The organism is Pedobacter sp. R-06 (genome assembly GCF_049913135.1).
Taxonomy (GTDB): domain Bacteria; phylum Bacteroidota; class Bacteroidia; order Sphingobacteriales; family Sphingobacteriaceae; genus Pedobacter.
Genome location: NZ_CP183977.1, coordinates 6,598,231 through 6,615,488, shown reverse-complemented (window position 1 = coordinate 6,615,488; position 17,258 = coordinate 6,598,231). Strand labels below are relative to the sequence as shown.

Sequence of the window (17,258 nt, the reverse complement as noted above, 5' to 3'; positions counted from 1 at the left end):
GCTAATATATATTTATTAAACAAATCTAAATCTCGCTCTTTATGAAAAACAAACCATTGTTGCTGGAAATTTTATGGATTTTAGGCTGTACCATATTTACAACAATTATAGGTTTTGCTCTTTTTGGAAAAACAATTTTCGGCGACTATGTTGATCTAAATCTGCACGACACTTATTTTGTTATTGCGAACCAGCACTTTTTAATCTGGTTTTTTATTGTTTTCTCTTTTATAGTCTATTTTACTAAAGAAAACAGGCATTCTTTTAAACGAAGATTACCATTTCTTATATTTTTAATCTTGGGTTTAGGATTCAGCATATTAATTGCTAAAGCAAGTCCTTTTTTTCTTTTTTTGCCTGAGATAGGCAAAAATGGATGGACAGTTTATCCTCCATTATCAGTTCATAATAGCGCAACAACGGATATTCTGCCACAGGAAGGATTCTTTTCTATGCTTTTAACGCCAATCAATTACCTTATTTTATTGCAAATTATAGTTATCGCACTAATGTTATTTGCGGCATACAAATATGGAAAAAGTAGTAATAATTAACTAAGAAATCTAAAAAACAAGAGCGAAGAAGGCTTCAGAAGTTTTAACTTGGGTGTAAAGACTTACGAAGTTATTCCATCGCTTATCCCCTGGCTAAACTTCGTAAGAAATTAACTCAAAATATTCTTCACAATCATTTCGGCGTGCACCCTCGAGTTTTCGATAAAAAGTTTGTGCGTATCCAGCCCGCCACAGACTACACCCGCCAGATACAAACCTTTTACATTGGTTTCCATGGTTTCTTCGTTATAAACCGGACAAAGTGTTTCGGGCAGTTCGACACCAAATTTTCTTAACATACTAAAATCTGGTTGGTAACCGGTCATCGCAATTACAAAATCGTTCGGTATTGTTTTTATTCCTTCGGGTGTTTTAATATCTACTTCACCTGCTCTTATTTCAATCAGCTCGGAGTTAAAAAGTGCTTTAACTTCTCCCTCTTTAATCCTGTTCTGAATATCCGGACGTACCCAATATTTCACATGAGGGCCAAGATCGTTACTACGAACAACCATGGTTACATTTGCGCCTTTCCGATACGTTTCTAAGGCAGCATCAACGCCTGAGTTATTGGCGCCAACCACTACCACATTTTGAAATGCATATAAATGCGGGTCTTTATAATAATGCGTTACTTTTGGTAAATCCTCTCCTGGAACGTTCATCAACAAAGGCACATCATAAAAACCCGTAGCCACAATTACATTATTGGCCGTATAATTAGTTTTAGAGGTGTTGATTTCGATAACATCATGATCGTTTTTAACAACTTGTTTTACGCTTTCGAAAAGGTGGATATTTAAATCGAATTTTTCGGCCACGCGGCGGTAATATTCAACCGCTTCATTACGGTTAGGTTTCGGACTGATGGTTACAAAAGGCACACCTCCAATTTCTAACTTTTGAGAAGTAGAAAAGAAGGTCATAAATACTGGATAATTGAACAGACTGTTCACTAAAGCACCTTTCTCTACAATTACATAGCTTAAGTTTGCTTTTTGCGCTTCTATTGCGCAAGCCATGCCTATTGGGCCAGCACCGATAATTAATACGTCGTAATGATTTTGATTTGCCAAATGGTTATATCTTAGATTGTCATTCTGAGCCTGTCGAAGAACCTTAATGGCATTTCAACAAGCTCAATGTGACAATTGCTTGTTATTAAACTTTCATTGCTTTACTTGGGCAGGCGAAATCGGTTCTTTTTAATCCGGTATTTTTAATTGCGCCATAACCGCCTGCAACATCAATCACATTTTCTACCCCACGCGATTTTAAGATGGAAGCGGCAATCATCGACCGGTAGCCACCTGCACAGTGAATGTAATAGGTAGCTTTTGGATTGATCTCGCCAGTCCAGTCGTTAATAAAATCTAACGGACGGCTCAGTGTAAATTCCAGATGCTCTGATTCATATTCACCTGGTTTACGCACATCAAGGGCTGTAATTTCCCCATTAAGACTGGCTTTTTCAAACGCCTCTGCAGAGATTGATTCAATGGTATCGATTTCCTTACCAGCGTCTGTCCACCTTTCAAAACCACCATCCAAATAACCAATGGTACTATCGTACCCTACACGGGTTAAACGGGTTATGGTTTCTTCTTCCTTACCTTGATCGGTAATCAATAAAATTGGTTGCTGTAAATCGGTAATCAAAGCACCAACCCAGGGTGCAAACTGTCCATTAAGTCCAATATTGATCGAATTTGGAATAAAACCTTTGGCAAAAACCTGTGGATCGCGGGTATCGAGCATAATCGCTCCTGTTTGGTTTGCAGTATCTTCAAATTGCTGCGGAGTTAAAGCATTTAATCCCTTCTCATAAACCTCATCAATACTTTCCACCCCACCTTTATTAATGGCAGCATTTTTAGCAAAATATTGTGGTGGTGGCAAAATGCCATCTGTTACTTCGGCAATAAACTGCTCTTTTGTTTCGGCTTTTAAAGCGTAATTTACTTCCTTTTGGTGCCCCAAAGTATCGAAAGTTTCTTTACTCATGCTTTTGCCACAGGCAGAACCTGCACCATGTGCCGGATAAACAATTACATCATCAGCTAAAGGCTTTATTTTTTCATTTAATGAATCGTAAAGCATTCCGGCTAAATCTTCCATGGTTAAATGACCTTTCTGTGCTAAATCAGGTCGGCCAACATCGCCAATAAATAAGGTATCGCCACTAAAAATGCAGTGATCTTTTCCATCTTCATCGCTTAGTAGATAAGTAGTCGATTCTAGAGTATGCCCAGGAGTATGTAAAGTGGTCATGGTTACGTTTCCAATTTTAAACTGCTCGCCATCTTTAGCAATGTGCGATTTAAATTCGGTTTTAGCGGTTGGGCCATAGATGATTTCGGCACCAGACTTCTCTGCCAGGTCTACGTGTCCGGAAACAAAATCGGCATGAAAATGCGTTTCGAAGATATATTTAATGGTTGCCCCTGCTTTTTCGGCTTTCTTTAAGTACGTTCCAACCTCTCTTAGCGGATCAATAATTGCAGCCTCGCCATTACTTTCGATGTAATAAGCGGCTTCTGCCAGGCACCCTGTATATATTTGTTCTATTTTCATGTTATTTACTCAGCGTCGCCCTGAATTTATTTCAGGGTCTTTGAGATGCTGAAACAAGTTCAGCATGACGAATCTACTATAGCAAAAATAGCGCTAAATACCGATAACCGAAATGATGTTGCTCATAATTGCAGAAGTTTTACTTATTCTAGTACAGCGCGCTTAGGTTTCGGAAGCCTGTAAGGTTTTGAAAAGGTGGGTTTTGCGTTAGGGATTGTAAGGGTTCAGTGCCGATCCTTCATCGGCACCGGAGCGAAGCGCAGCCCTGAAAAGCCCGACCCTTGCGTAGCTTGGGTAACGCCCAAATCAGTTTGTAATTGGCAATTTACAGTTTTCGGGTTTAAACTTTTTCCAGGCCTCGCAAGTTTGCTACATTAATCTTTAGTCAGCTCACCTCTTAACGATTCTTCCATCAGTTTGCGGCTTTCTTCTATCGACAAGCCTAAGCCCATAACGAACATTAATTTGGTTACCGTAGCTTCGAAAGTTAAATCATAACCACTTAAAATGCCCATTTTCAGTAATTCTCTGCTGGTTTCGTAGCGACCAAGCTGGACTGATCCTTTTTTACATTGAGAAATGTCGATTATAATCTTTCCATTCAAAATAGCCTGACGTAAACTATCTAAAAACCATTGTGCGGTTGTGGTATTACCCGAGCCAAAAGTTTCTAAGATAATGGCATCTACTTTAGAATCTGTTATCGCCTGAACAGCCTGTGGCGTAATTCCGGGATATAATTTCAGTACACCAATGTTCGAATTAAAATTGGTGTGCAATTTCAATTCTCCTTTCGGTGCTTTAAGAATATAATTTCTGTAAAACTGCAGGTGAACGCCCGCTTCGGCAAGTATGGGATAATTTGGTGAACGGAAAGCTTCGAACTTTTCGCTGTTGTACTTTATAGAACGATTGCCCCTAAATAACTGAGAATCAAAATAAATGCAGACCTCTGGAAAAAGTGCTTTACCATCTTCTTTGGTCGCTGCAATCTCTAAAGCGGTAATTAAATTCTCTTTGGCATCAGTCCTGATTTCGCCAATAGGTAGTTGCGAACCGGTTAAAACAACTGGTTTATCCAGGTTTTCGAGCATAAAGCTCAATGCCGATGCGGTAAAAGCCATAGTATCAGATCCGTGGAGGATCACAAAGCCATCGTATTGATCGTATTTATGATAAACAAGTTCGGCCAATGTTTTCCATATTTCAGGATCCATGTTTGAAGAATCCAATACCGGATTGAAGGAATGCACATCTAAATCATAATCTAAACGGCTTAATTCAGGAACGTTTTCTTTTATCTGCTGAAAATCAAATGGAATTAACATCCCATTTGTAGGATCGTTAACCATACCGATGGTACCGCCGGTATAAATTATAAGTATTTTGGTCATTTGGTTGGGTGAAGGTTGCTCACCGCAAAGAAACTAAAAAATTACAAATGATCAGCCTGTATTTTTAAATTAACAATAAAAAAGCTAAAAACCGTTAATATATTGCCAATATAATAAATTTTAAGCTAATATTTTACAATACAAGAAATCCGCTATAGTAATCATCCTGAACTTGTTTCAGGATCTTAACAATCGACTAAATAGATTGCTTCGTCGGCCCGAAAAGGACTTCTCGCAATGACGATCTCTCAAACCCCAAAAACCTTTTTCGAATTCTCTGTGGTTACATCTGCAATTTCTTCAATAGGAACTCCATAAATATCGGCCAGTTTTTGGGCAACATAGATTAAATAACTGCTCTCATTTGGTTTGCCACGGAAAGGAACCGGAGCCAAATAGGGCGAATCTGTTTCTAAAACTAAGTTAGCCAAAGGAATCTCTGACAATACCAGATCCAAACCTGCTTTTTTATAGGTAACCACACCACCTATTCCTAAATAGAAATTTAAATCGATGGCCTGTTTGGCCTGTGCCACATTGCCAGTAAAGCAATGAAATATTCCCCGTAATTTTTCATCTCTTTCACTTTCCAGAAGTTCGAAAACCTCATCAAAAGCCTCGCGACAATGGATTACAATCGGCAAACCCAAATCTTTTGCCCAGCCGATCTGTTTACGAAAAGCATCTTGTTGAATGGCCAAAGTAGTTTTATCCCAATACAGATCTATCCCGATCTCACCAATGGCATAAATTTTCCGACCAGAAATGCTATTGTAGATTTCGTCTAGTTGTGCTAGGTAATCCTCCTTCACATCACAGGGATGTAAACCTGCCATAGCAAAACAGTTTGCCGGATATTTCGCCACCAGATCATCAATCATAGTAATCGACTTTACATCAACATTCGGTAAAAACAAACGGTTAACATTATTCTCAAAACAGCGTTCTATTAACTGCGCTTGTTTCTCAGCATCCTGCTCGTAATATAAATGGGTATGGGTATCGGTGAAAAGCATTGTTTTAAAATGTAATATGGGATATTTAAAGTGTTCGTTATAAATCACGTCTCGATTTTGTCACGTTAAGCTTGTCGAAACGACTTAATATAAATTTAACCAAGTCCTTCGACAGGCTCAGGATGACAAATTTATTTGTACATAAAGCTCCTGAACCAAGTTTAGGGTGACGATCGCTTAAAGCCTCTGTAACTTCGGTCTTTCTGACCTCCAACCTCGTACTATTTCTTCTTCTTAGACGCTTTGACCTCCGACTTCGAACTACTGAGCTCAGATTCCAAAGCCATTTCCTTTTTCAAAAACTTCCCGGTTAAACTGATCGGATTTTGGATTAAACCTTCTGGAGTACCTTCGAATAAAATCCTTCCGCCACCGGCACCACCTTCTTCACCTAAATCGATCACCCAATCGGCCACTTTAACCACATCTAAATTATGTTCGATTACCAAAATCGTATTTCCTTTATCAACCAGTTCTTGCAATACGCCTAAAAGCACATTAATATCTTCGAAATGAAGTCCGGTGGTAGGCTCGTCTAAAATATAGAAGGTTTTACCGGTATCTTTTTTAGAAAGTTCTGTAGCCAGTTTAACCCGCTGCGCTTCACCACCTGATAAAGTAACCGATGATTGTCCTAAAGTGATATAACCTAAACCAACATCCTTTAAAGTTTTAATTTTTCTATAAATGATCGGGATATTTTCGAAGAAATTACAAGCATCTTCAATACTCATATCCAAAACATCACTGATCGATTTTCCGCGGAAACGGACCTCTAAAGTTTCCCTGTTATATCTTTTTCCGCCACATTCTTCACAAGGCACCTGCACATCAGGCAAGAAATTCATTTCAATTACCTTTAAACCGGCACCCTGGCAGGTTTCGCAACGGCCACCTTTTACATTAAACGAGAAACGGCCTGGTTTATAGCCACGTATTTTCGCCTCGGGCAGTTGCACAAACAGATTTCGGATATCAGAAAACACTCCGGTATAAGTAGATGGGTTAGAACGAGGTGTTCTGCCAATAGGTGCCTGATCGATTTCAATCACCTTATCTATTTCTTTTAATCCGTTAATTTTCTCGTAAGGTAAAGGTTGTTTTTTCGCCCTAAAGAAATGATGATTTAAAATCGGATATAAGGTTTCTGTAATCAAACTCGACTTACCACTGCCCGAAACCCCGGTTACGGCAATAAATTTACCTAAAGGAAAATCTACTGAAACCTCTTTTAAATTATGTCCGGTGGCTTTAACAATCGATAATTTATGTCCATTGCCCTTTCTGCGGGTTTTTGGCGTTTCAATTTTCTTTTTGCCGTTGAGGTAATCTGCAGTTAGGGTATTCGATTTCAGGATCTGTGCTGCCGTTCCTTCTGCAACTACCGTTCCGCCATGGATACCCGCCCCCGGGCCAACATCAATTACCCAATCGGCCTCCAGAATCATATCCTTATCGTGTTCTACCACCAAAACGGTATTTCCAAGATCACGGAGATTTTTAAGTGCATTGATCAAACGTTCGTTATCGCGTTGATGCAAACCGATACTTGGTTCATCGAGGATATACATTACATTCATCAACTGTGAACCGATCTGTGTAGCCAAACGAATGCGTTGTGCCTCACCACCTGAAAGTGTACGGGCTGTACGATCTAAGGTTAAATACGTTAAACCTACGTCTGTTAAGAAACCTATCCTGGCTTTAATCTCTTTTAAAATTTCCTTTGCAATAATATTCTGACGGTCGCTAAGGCGTTCATCTACTTTTTCGAACCAGATATTCAGGTTGAAAATATCCATTGATGACAGTTCGAAAATATTCTTCCCATCAACTTTGAAGTGCAGGCTTTCCTTTTTAAGTCGCGCGCCGTTACATTCAGGGCAGGTTTTCAGTTTACGGAAAGTTTCCATATCATCAACTGCTGCCTCACCCCGTTTTTCGTTCTGCTCTTCGAGCATTTTAATAATACCATCGAAAGTGATATTATAATTCTGAACGTTCCATTTATTGTACTCAACAGCCACATTGATCAGATCGTGTGTACCGTTTAAGATAATATTGATCACTTCATCGCTCAGTTTTTCAATTGGGGTAGAAAGCGAGAAATTATATTTTTTAGCCAGCGCTTTTAACACCTGGAACATCCAGATGTCTCTATATTCACCCAGGGGCGCTAAACCACCGTTTAAAATACTCAGCTTGGGGTTCGGAATCACCGATTCTTTATCTACCACGAAGATATAGCCTAAACCATCGCAACGTTCGCAGGCACCATAAGGCGAGTTGAATGAAAAACTGTTCGGTTGAGGTTCATCGTAAGAAATACCTGTGGTTGGGCACATTAAAAACTTACTAAAATGCGCAACGTTATTATCTTTATCGCTGATTTTGATCACGCCCTTACCCATTTTCATCGCAATCTGTAACGAATCCAGCAGGCGTTTTTTATCCTTCACATCAATGATCAATCGGTCGATCACCACTTCGATATCATGGATTTTATAACGGTCTACCTGCATTTTAGCGGAAATATCCTTTATTTCTCCATCCACACGAACTTTTACATAACCCTGTTTACGGATCTGCTCGAAAAGTTCGCGGTAATGCCCCTTTCTACCTTTAACAACAGGTGCAAGAATATTTACGGCAACGCCATCAAATTTATTGAAGATATTCTGCAGGATCTGGTCTTCACTCATCCGCTCCATCTTCTCGCCAGTATTGTATGAGTAGGCATCGGCAACACGTGCATAAAGCAAGCGCATAAAATCGTAAATCTCTGTAATGGTACCTACGGTAGAGCGCGGGTTTTTGCTGGTGGTTTTTTGCTCAATGGCAATAACCGGACTCAATCCCGAAACCTTATCTACATCAGGGCGTTCCATCCCTCCCATAAACTGGCGGCTATAGGCACTAAAGGTTTCCATATACCGGCGCTGTCCTTCCGCGTAAATGGTATCAAAAGCCAATGATGATTTACCGCTACCACTTAACCCTGTTATAACAACAAGTTGGTTGCGCGGAAAACTAACATCTATATTCTTTAAATTATGTACCCTCGCACCATATACTTCTACATCTTTTTGCTCGCCGAGGTCGATAGATTTATTGCTCATATTTATTAAAAGTTGGAGGCAAAATTGAGCCTTTAAAAAGACAAAATTTCAATCCGCAAAAATGCTAAAAATTTTATCAAAATGAAAGTCAAAACCAATCTTGATTAAGGATTAATTGTCATAATGTCGACTTCTATTTCGTAGGAAACCAGATGATAAGCCAAAGCGGACATAACCGTAATGATCCTGAAAATAGATATTGTAATTATCTTCACCATAATAGCCTACCGCAGCCATCAGAAATACGTTATGCATAAAAGGAAAGCTATAATTAAAATTAATTTCGGCATTTAACCTTTTCTGCGCATTAACCAAGTTTTTAGATGGAATTTTATTTACTGCATAAGAAAGCTCGGTATTTAAACGCCAGGTTTCTTTTTCTGTTTTAACTTTCGGTTTATACTTCGCTTTTTTTTCGATCTCGTCGTATTTTCGCCAGGAGAAGTTATACAATACCCTTGTAAAGCCAAAACCTTCATTTAATGCGGGCTCATACCTAAAGAATTTATACCATTGCAATCCGGCCCGGTGATTAAATGAATAATAACTTCCATCGGCATTGGCTGGCGTTAAATCACCAAATCGATAGGATAAGGTTAAATAATTGGCATTGAAATTCCCAGTTCGGGTATTGATGGTGCCGTCAGGGTTATATGGGGAAGCATCCTGCCCGTTGGAATGATGTGTAAAAGCAAGCTCTCCATATTTATAATGTTCAGGATCGGGATTTAACCTTACATAAAGCGCTCCGCCTAAACGATAGCTTGGCGTGCGGACAGCAGCCGAAAATTCTGTTCTTACACGAACAGTAAAATCCGGAATGACGGAAAATGCAATTGGCGATTTATAACTTCCCAAAAGCACATAAGCGGTAGTAAGCCGACCATTAATTGCATATTTTGAAGGGGCGCCCAACTCTCCACCAGGAGCTGTATAAGCCAGATCGGCATTTTCCTTATAAAGATGAATATACTCCTTATTGGCAAACTCTCTCTTTAAAGCAACTGAATCCTGAGCGAAAGACCGTAAACAGAGGCAGGTTAATAGCGTAAAAAAAGTTTTCGTCATACCAGATAAACGCTGATAATGAGATTACGGTTTTGTATTTTTATAGAAAAGGAATATATTCATACCAATAATCCTAATCTCCAGAAACCCAAGCATAAAAATAGTTAAATGCCTGTCTATATTGATCATATATACCCATTGATCGTTCCTCAAAATTATTATTCGGCGGAGACATGGGATCTTCCCCATCATAATTTAACAGCAGCATAGTTTATTCTAACATAAATAACAAATGAGGCAAAAACATTATACTTATAATAATTTCTAATGAAAACGACTCGAAACAAATATCATCTCTTAAATTATGTTTTTATTTTCTGCTTAGTTGTCCTTTTTGTCAATGATCACTATATCAAGTTCAACTATTCTGGGTGGCTTAGCGGAAAGCTATCAGATGCAGCGGGGATTATCATATTACCTTTAATTTTAGCTTACATCTTTCCCAAAATCGGCAAAATGGCTGTAATTGTTAGTGCTCTATTATTCTTGTTTTGGAAATCGGAGTTTTCTCAGGCACTAATTGATCTTTATAATCAATACAGCTTCGTTGAAACTTCAAGAATAATTGATTATTCCGATCTAGTGGTTTTCGTTTTTCTGCCAGTCCCTTACTATATCATAAACAACATCAATCAGCTGGATTTTATTAAAGTTAATCAAATAAATCCTCTGGCTATTCTTATCCCATCATTTGCAGTATTAATTGCCACCTCTCCTCCCGCCAGCTATTATTATAATAGAAGCGATGCAAATTTAACCTGCTACAACTGCTCTATCAAGGTTAATTATACCCAGGCAGAAATCATCAATAAATTAAAAATGCAGGATATTGTTATTGATAGCATTAAACCATTAGAAAAATCAAGGCTTAGCAAAAATCAAGAAGTTAATTTTTATAAACTAAATCAGCTGATTATTGAAAGGGACACACTCAAAGACTTAGAATTTACGATGCGAACTTTTCAGAGTGGTAAAACTAAAATTTATTTTAAAGGAATGCACATTGCAGACAAAGTAACTGATAGAAAACTTGAGAAAACCTTAAGGGAGTATTATAAAAAGCTATTGTTTAATGATATTAAAAGCAGGATGAAAAAATAGATCCTACCACTCTATCGTTGTTCCGTTCTCTGTCGGATGTCCAGTACAAACCAAAACCCTACCCCTTTCCAACTCCTCATCAGTAAGCACCTCATTATAATCCATCCTTACGCCACCTTTGGTACAGTTGGCCACACAGGTACTACATACGCCACCACGACAACTATAAGGCAGTTTGATTTTATTTTCCAGCGCAACATCTAAAATTCTTTTTGGCCAGGGCACTTCGAGGTTATAAGATTCCCCTCTAAAGTTTAAAATTACAGAATAGGTATTTTTATCGACAAGCTTTTCTGCCGAACCATCATCCTCATCCACCTCATCTTCCGGTAATACAAAAGTTTCTCTTTTAATCTGTTTGATATCGAAACCCATTCCCAGCAAGGTGATCCGGCATAAATCCATGTAAATTATCGGACCACAGCTATAAAACAGCGCATTATTCCGATCAAAATGCAAATGTTCTTTGAGTAGCTTTTCGATATAGAATTTGTTTAGGCGGGCCGTCATTAGATTTTTGCTATTGCTAAAAACCCAAACAATCTTTAATCTATCCGGATATTTCTTTTGCCATTCGTTCAGCTCATCATAAAATAATGCATCCTCCATTGATCGGTTACTATATATCAGTGTAACCAACGATTTTTTCTCGCGCACTAAGGCCGTTTTCAAAATCGAGAATAATGGCGTGATTCCTACCCCAGCAGCGAACAGAAAAAGATCTCTTTCTAAGTTTTCTTCTGGCAAATAACTGAACATCCCTTGAGGCTCCAGAGCCAGGAGAATATCATTTACCGAGGTTTTATGGTGTAAAAATCTCGAAATCTCTCCATTTTCTACCCTTTTCACTGTAATCGCCAAAGGCTCATCCACATCGGGCGAGCTATTAAAAGAATACGACCTTCTTATCTCCTTATGTTTCCCCTGAAAAACCAACGAAATAAACTGACCAGCTAAATACCTTGGGTATGGTTGATCAACTTCCTCAAATTGAAAAGTAATATTATCGCCTGGTTGATTTATTATTTTATTAATGCGCAGTTCGAACATAACACAAAGAAAGGAAATTGATTTATTAGTTCAATCGTTCATTGGTCATTAGTTGTCGTTCACGGGTTCATTAGCCATTGGTTCATTGGTTGGCGTGATGCGGAGAAAATTCTCGCATCAATCAATAACTCCTAAAAAACGTTTAGGGGTTAGCGTTTAGTAAAAAACAAATCTGTGTAATCACTTTCAAAAAAAAGCGTCCCGATTTAAAACCGGGACGCCTTACCAAATGCTTGTCTTTATCTTAATTATTATATTATTCGGCGTTATAGGCCAATAATACTCTCGGTTTTTCGTAACCGTAACGTTTCGGGTGCTCCATAATCTGTTTCATCGAAATCACTTTATAAACATAGCCTCCGGTTTCGCGGTTCAGCTTCATTTTGTAGTAATTATCCTGATTTTGATTATTGATCTGCTTGCGCAGGCGTCCGTCGCCAACATTGTAAGCCGCAGCTACCAATGTCCAGCTTTCTAAACCTTTATACATTTCTTTAATGTATTTGCAGGCAGCAATGGTCGATTTACGCAGATTATAGCGTTCATCAACATTTCCGTTTACTCTTAATCCATAGGTACGGGCTGTGCCAGGCATAAACTGCCAGATTCCGGCTGCACCTTTTGGAGAAACTCCTTCCGCCATTCCAGATTCGACCAAGGCCAAATACTTAAAATCGTTGGGAATTCCGTACGCAGCGAGAATAGGTTCAATTACCGGAAACCACTTTGCTGCTTTTGCATGCAATTTATTGGTTTGTGTATTTCCGTAAGTGTGTGCTGCAAGGATTTTTTTCATTTTGCGTTCTACCTTTTTATCGCCTAATGGCAGGGTTTCTTCTGCAAAATTTAACTGTGCCATTAAAGATAGCGGCTTTTCCGCATTTTCAACTTCCAGGCTATCAGATTTGGGTATTGTAGTGTTTAATTTTTCTTCTTTTAAAAGACTTTTTTGTGCTAAGGGCATTTGGTAAGCGAACACTTTTGCCAAGATAAATAGTGTTGCCACTACCGCAAATGGTACGATGTGTTTCTTTAACATTTTCCTCCTTTTTTTGGTGAACTTATATAAAAACGTTGGCAAAGGTAAAAAATAATGATCACATTATCAAATAGTTACAAAAATACCCCTAAAAACCGGCCCTTAAAGTGCTTTAAACGTGGATTTTAAATTTTGATTTTCAGGCAAATTTTCCTATTTTAGAGGCTATTTTTTTATCTAATTTTTCCGCTCTTAAAATTGTTATATTCATCAATTTTTCATAAATTTGCAACCCGCATTTTTAATGTGGTTAAAAGCGTATCATGATAAATAAAAACAACAGGAACAGTCGGGATGACAAGTCCAAATCAGGCAGTCGGAAAACAGAAGGCAGAAGTAGTTCGGCCGGGTCTGATAGAAGAAGATCAGACGATAAAGACAGCAAATTCAAAAAATCATCCGATTCTAAAGACGGCTTCAAACCCAGAAGCTCAGACGGTAAAGATTTCAAATCAAAATCTTTCGGAGACAAAAAAGACTTCAGGCCAAGAACTGGAGATCGTGATTTTAAATCGAAAGATGGAGAATCAAAAGGGTTCAAATTTGGAGACCGCGAGTTTAAATCAAAAGATAACAACTCAAAATCAGAAGACCGCAGCTTCAAATCTAGAGAAGGTGGATCGAGAGATTACAAACCAAGAACTGGAGACCGCGATTTCAAACCGAGAGAGGGAGGGTCAAGAGACTACAAACCGAGAACAGGAGATAGAGATTTTAAACCAAGAGAAGGTAGTGCAAGAGATTATAAGCCAAGAACAGGAGAACGCGATTTCAAATCTAAGGATGGAGATTCGAGAGATTTTAAACCGAGAACTGGCGACCGTGACTTTAAACCTAGAGAAGGCGGATCAAGAGATTACAAACCAAGAGAAGGCGGCTATAAAGATTACAAATCAAGAGGCAAATCAGATGATTTCAAGCCAAGTGCTGGAAGTTCAAGAGATGTAAAACCCAGAGAGCCGAGGGAAGGCGACACCCGTCCGTTTAGAAAACGCGAGGATGCACAGCCAAGAGATACAGAATTTAACCGCCCAGAGCGCACTGTAATTGCCCAAGGCCGCAAAACAAATGAAGACAAAGGCTTAATTCGCCTTAACAGATATATTTCAAATGCAGGTATCTGCTCTCGCCGTAAAGCTGATGAGCTAATTGCTGCCGGCATTATTACCGTAAACGGAGAAGCCATTACCGAATTAGGGCATAAAGTTGATCCTGCAAAAGATTTAGTACGTTATAACGGCGAGCTATTGAAACGCGAGAAAAAAGTTTACGTTTTATTAAACAAACCAAAAGATTACATCACCACTACCGACGATCCGCAAGAACGCCGTACGGTAATGCAATTGGTTGACAAAGCGAGTCGCGAGCGTATTTACCCAGTTGGCCGTTTAGACCGTAATACAACAGGATTATTGTTGATGACTAACGATGGTGATTTAGCAGATAAATTATCACATCCTAAAAACGGTATCACCAAAATTTACAATATTGAGTTGGATAAAGCTTTATCACAAGGTGATTTAAACAAAATTGCTTTTGGTTTAGAGCTGGAAGACGGATTGATTAAACCGGATAACATTTCTTACGTTGCTGGTGGAACCAAAAAAGAAATCGGCATTCAGATCCACAGCGGTAAAAACAGAATTGTTCGCCGTATTTTCGAACACCTGGGTTACAATGTAGAAAAATTAGACCGTGTAGTATATGGCAATTTAACCAAGAAAGATTTGCCTCGTGGTAGATGGCGCTATCTTGAAGATCATGAATTGATCCAGATTAAACACTTAATAAAATAAGATATAAAAGGCAACCAATGGTTGCCTTTTTTTGTATTGCTATTTTTTACCACAAAGTGCGCAGAGTCCCCTCCCATCGTCTTCGGGCGATAATTAAGAAACATGTTCCATGTTTTCTGGGCTTCCGTGGCCAACTTTCTTTATATTTGTTAATCAACACCATATTTTCATGAAAAAACTCAGTTCATTGCTTATACTTTCTATATTTTCGACCCTTAGCTTCGCTCAAAAAACCAACTATAACCTAATTGTAGGTACTTACACTGCACCAGGAAAAAGTGAAGGAATTTATACCTATAACTTTGATGCTGCGACCGCTGCAACAAGCATAAAAAGCATTACAAAAAACACTGCGAATCCTAGTTATGTTGCCATTTCACCTGATAACAAATTTATTTATGTGGTTAATGAAACCGGAGCAACAAGTACGGTAAGCGCATTTAAATATGATGCCAAAACAGGCGATTTAACTTTTTTAAACAAAGTTGACAGTCACGGTGCTGATCCTTGTTTTATTACCGTTGATGCCAAAAATGTAATTGTAGCCAATTATAGTGGGGGCAGTTTAGCGGTATTCGCACGCAAGGCTGATGGCGCCTTAACCGAAGCTTTACAAACGATCAAGCATACTGGAAAAAGCATTGATCCTAAAGGCAGGCAAGAAAGCGCACATGTACATATGGTTAAATTTACGCCAGACCATAAATATTTAATTGTTAACGATTTGGGTGAAGATCAAATTTATATTTACAACTACAACCCTGCCTCAAAAGAAAAGATATTCACCGTTAAGTCGGTAATTAAAACCACTGCAGGCACTGGCCCGAGGCACATCACCTTTAGTCCAAATGGAAAATTCGCCTATTTAGCGCACGAATTTAATGGCAGCATAACAGTTTTCGCTTATTCGAATGGAAGCTTAACCAAAATCCAGGAAATTGGTACTACGCCGAAAGATTTTAGTGGAAAAATTGATGGTGCCGACATCCATGTTTCGGCTGATGGAAAATTTCTTTACGAAACCAACCGCGGTGATGCCAATAGCATTTCTACCTTTTCAATTCTGCCGACTGGAAAATTGAAATTTATAGAAACAGTAAGCACACTCGGCAAAGGACCAAGAAACTTCACGATTGATCCGACTGGAAAATTCCTATTGATCGGCCATCAATACACCAACAACATTGTTATTTTTAACCGGAATAAAACCACTGGCAAATTAACCGATAGCGGTAAACGCATTGATGTTGGCGCGCCAGTTTGTTTGGTTTTCAATTAATCACCTAAAATTAAGCCAATGGAAAACTTCGATTGGACCAGATTCACCATCAAAATTGCTATCAAAGCAAAACTTGAGGAGATGTACAATGCCTGGACAAAAGCCAGCGAAATTGAGAAATGGTTTTTAAGCGAAGCGGAATTCTCTGACGAGAACAGCGTATTGCTCAACAAAACGCAAAACGTATTGAAAGGGGATAAATACAAATGGATCTGGTACCTGTATGATGATATTGAAAAAGGGAGCATAACTGAAGCTAATGGCAAAGATGAGCTTCAATTTACTTTTGCAGGCGGATGTTTGGTCGATATTAAACTCAGAGAAGAGTTTGAGTATGTAGTTGTAGAGTTGACGCAAAAGAACATCCCTTTAGATGAAAATTCAAGAAGAAATATTCGCTTGGGTTGTCATAATGGCTGGAGTTTTTATTTGGTTAATCTAAAATCTGTTTACGAAGGCGGATTGGACTTAAGAAATAAGGACAACCGCTTTAAACCCATGTTGAATAATTGACATGATGGATTTAGTGGTTAAGGGAAGAGAAATTCAGGAATTAGGATTTTCGGTGGTAGATCATGTATTTACAGATCAAGAAGTTGAGGATATCCTCGCAGCGATTAACAGGACAGATTCTACAAAAGAAACCTTTAGAAAATCGGACGATCTTTTTGCAATACGCCAGTTTTTAAAAGAAGTTCCGGAAACAATCGATCTTATTTTCAATCACAAACTCAAACATATCGTAAAAGAGCTTTTTGGCGAAGATTATTTTCTTGTCAAATCGATCTATTTCGACAAACCCGAAACTTCAAATTGGTTTGTTTCCTATCATCAGGATTTAACAATTTCAGTTAATCAGAAAGTGGAAATAGCTGGTTTTGGACCTTACACTAACAAACATAATCAGTTTGCCGTACAGCCTCCGCTTGATATACTCGAAAGCAATTTCACCATCCGCATTCATCTCGACGATACCAACGAGGAGAACGGTACATTAAAAGTAATTGCCAATTCGCACAGTAAAGGTATTTACCGCCCGGAAACCATAAACTGGAGCATAGAAAAAGAAATGAGTTGCAATGTAGAAAGAGGCGGTGTGATGATTATGAAACCACTATTGCTCCATAGTTCGAGCAGAACAAGCAACAATAAAAAAAGAAGGGTAATTCATTTAGAGTTTAGCAACAAAATATTGCCAAAAGAATTAAAGTGGTCGGAATATTTGAGTTTAATGTGATAGATACTGAAACAAGTTCAGTACAGTAGAA

The 17,258-nt window shown here is 38.6% G+C and carries 14 protein-coding genes; 6 read left to right on the top strand and 8 right to left on the bottom strand.

Annotation, left to right across the window (positions count from 1 at the left end; translation table 11 throughout):
- The first annotated feature begins 41 nt into the window (after positions 1–41).
- A complete protein-coding gene (locus tag ACN9MR_RS27095; RefSeq protein ID WP_426327534.1) occupies positions 42–554 on the top strand; it encodes a hypothetical protein in 513 nt (170 codons plus the stop codon).
- A gap of 110 nt (positions 555–664) precedes the next feature.
- Here ACN9MR_RS27095 and ACN9MR_RS27090 read toward each other — a convergent pair whose 3' ends face one another.
- The 6 genes from ACN9MR_RS27090 to ACN9MR_RS27065 form a co-directional block, all read right to left on the bottom strand.
- Positions 665–1,630: a YpdA family putative bacillithiol disulfide reductase gene (locus ACN9MR_RS27090; RefSeq protein ID WP_426327533.1), complete on the bottom strand. Its 966-nt coding sequence runs from the start codon at positions 1,628–1,630 to the stop codon at positions 665–667.
- Between the two features lie 85 nt (positions 1,631–1,715).
- A complete protein-coding gene (locus tag ACN9MR_RS27085; RefSeq protein ID WP_426327532.1) occupies positions 1,716–3,128 on the bottom strand; it encodes an MBL fold metallo-hydrolase in 1,413 nt (470 codons plus the stop codon).
- 374 nt (positions 3,129–3,502) lie between these two features.
- Complete coding sequence (locus ACN9MR_RS27080) at positions 3,503–4,522, bottom strand: asparaginase (protein WP_426327531.1); 1,020 nt, start codon at positions 4,520–4,522, stop codon at positions 3,503–3,505.
- 248 nt (positions 4,523–4,770) lie between these two features.
- A complete protein-coding gene (locus tag ACN9MR_RS27075) occupies positions 4,771–5,538 on the bottom strand; it encodes a TatD family hydrolase (protein WP_426327530.1) in 768 nt (255 codons plus the stop codon).
- A gap of 221 nt (positions 5,539–5,759) precedes the next feature.
- On the bottom strand, positions 5,760–8,657 hold the full coding sequence (gene uvrA / locus ACN9MR_RS27070; protein WP_426327529.1) for an excinuclease ABC subunit UvrA: 2,898 nt from the start codon (positions 8,655–8,657) through the stop codon (positions 5,760–5,762).
- A gap of 111 nt (positions 8,658–8,768) precedes the next feature.
- Entirely contained in the window at positions 8,769–9,725 is a 957-nt protein-coding gene (locus tag ACN9MR_RS27065) for a hypothetical protein (protein ID WP_426327528.1), read from the bottom strand.
- 456 nt (positions 9,726–10,181) lie between these two features.
- Between ACN9MR_RS27065 and ACN9MR_RS27060 the strand changes: the two genes are divergently transcribed.
- The gene (locus ACN9MR_RS27060) at positions 10,182–10,826 is read left to right on the top strand and encodes a hypothetical protein (RefSeq protein ID WP_426327527.1); all 645 of its coding nucleotides are present in this window, start codon (positions 10,182–10,184) and stop codon (positions 10,824–10,826) included.
- A 3-nt stretch (positions 10,827–10,829) separates the two neighbouring features.
- Here the strand turns inward: ACN9MR_RS27060 and ACN9MR_RS27055 are convergent, their stop codons facing one another.
- Positions 10,830–11,876: a 2Fe-2S iron-sulfur cluster-binding protein gene (locus ACN9MR_RS27055; RefSeq protein ID WP_426327526.1), complete on the bottom strand. Its 1,047-nt coding sequence runs from the start codon at positions 11,874–11,876 to the stop codon at positions 10,830–10,832.
- A 256-nt stretch (positions 11,877–12,132) separates the two neighbouring features.
- The gene (locus ACN9MR_RS27050; protein WP_057931183.1) at positions 12,133–12,915 is read right to left on the bottom strand and encodes a lytic transglycosylase domain-containing protein; all 783 of its coding nucleotides are present in this window, start codon (positions 12,913–12,915) and stop codon (positions 12,133–12,135) included.
- A gap of 263 nt (positions 12,916–13,178) precedes the next feature.
- Here ACN9MR_RS27050 and ACN9MR_RS27045 point away from each other — a divergent pair, with 263 nt between their 5' ends.
- From ACN9MR_RS27045 to ACN9MR_RS27030, 4 genes are all read left to right on the top strand, one after another.
- Positions 13,179–14,711 carry a pseudouridine synthase gene (locus ACN9MR_RS27045; RefSeq protein ID WP_426327525.1) on the top strand — a complete coding sequence of 511 codons (1,533 nt, stop codon included), beginning with the start codon at positions 13,179–13,181 and terminating at the stop codon, positions 14,709–14,711.
- A 169-nt stretch (positions 14,712–14,880) separates the two neighbouring features.
- The gene (locus ACN9MR_RS27040) at positions 14,881–15,990 is read left to right on the top strand and encodes a lactonase family protein (RefSeq protein ID WP_426327524.1); all 1,110 of its coding nucleotides are present in this window, start codon (positions 14,881–14,883) and stop codon (positions 15,988–15,990) included.
- Positions 15,991–16,008: 18 nt separating this feature from the next.
- The gene (locus ACN9MR_RS27035) at positions 16,009–16,503 is read left to right on the top strand and encodes an SRPBCC family protein (RefSeq protein WP_426327523.1); all 495 of its coding nucleotides are present in this window, start codon (positions 16,009–16,011) and stop codon (positions 16,501–16,503) included.
- A 1-nt stretch (position 16,504) separates the two neighbouring features.
- Complete coding sequence (locus tag ACN9MR_RS27030) at positions 16,505–17,227, top strand: phytanoyl-CoA dioxygenase family protein (protein WP_426327522.1); 723 nt, start codon at positions 16,505–16,507, stop codon at positions 17,225–17,227.
- The last annotated feature ends 31 nt before the right edge of the window (positions 17,228–17,258 follow it).

Excerpts from the sequence above, each read along its gene's own strand:
- ACN9MR_RS27095 (WP_426327534.1), top strand. The coding sequence starts at position 42 with ATGAAAAACAAACCATTGTTGCTGGAAATTTTATGGATTTTAGGCTGT.
- ACN9MR_RS27085 (WP_426327532.1), bottom strand. The coding sequence starts at position 3,128 with ATGAAAATAGAACAAATATATACAGGGTGCCTGGCAGAAGCCGCTTAT.
- ACN9MR_RS27080 (WP_426327531.1), bottom strand. The coding sequence starts at position 4,522 with ATGACCAAAATACTTATAATTTATACCGGCGGTACCATCGGTATGGTT.
- ACN9MR_RS27075 (WP_426327530.1), bottom strand. The coding sequence starts at position 5,538 with ATGCTTTTCACCGATACCCATACCCATTTATATTACGAGCAGGATGCT.
- uvrA (WP_426327529.1), bottom strand. The coding sequence starts at position 8,657 with ATGAGCAATAAATCTATCGACCTCGGCGAGCAAAAAGATGTAGAAGTA.
- ACN9MR_RS27065 (WP_426327528.1), bottom strand. The coding sequence starts at position 9,725 with ATGACGAAAACTTTTTTTACGCTATTAACCTGCCTCTGTTTACGGTCT.
- ACN9MR_RS27060 (WP_426327527.1), top strand. The coding sequence starts at position 10,182 with ATGGCTGTAATTGTTAGTGCTCTATTATTCTTGTTTTGGAAATCGGAG.
- ACN9MR_RS27055 (WP_426327526.1), bottom strand. The coding sequence starts at position 11,876 with ATGTTCGAACTGCGCATTAATAAAATAATAAATCAACCAGGCGATAAT.
- ACN9MR_RS27050 (WP_057931183.1), bottom strand. The coding sequence starts at position 12,915 with ATGTTAAAGAAACACATCGTACCATTTGCGGTAGTGGCAACACTATTT.
- ACN9MR_RS27045 (WP_426327525.1), top strand. The coding sequence starts at position 13,179 with ATGATAAATAAAAACAACAGGAACAGTCGGGATGACAAGTCCAAATCA.
- ACN9MR_RS27040 (WP_426327524.1), top strand. The coding sequence starts at position 14,881 with ATGAAAAAACTCAGTTCATTGCTTATACTTTCTATATTTTCGACCCTT.
- ACN9MR_RS27035 (WP_426327523.1), top strand. The coding sequence starts at position 16,009 with ATGGAAAACTTCGATTGGACCAGATTCACCATCAAAATTGCTATCAAA.
- ACN9MR_RS27030 (WP_426327522.1), top strand. The coding sequence starts at position 16,505 with ATGATGGATTTAGTGGTTAAGGGAAGAGAAATTCAGGAATTAGGATTT.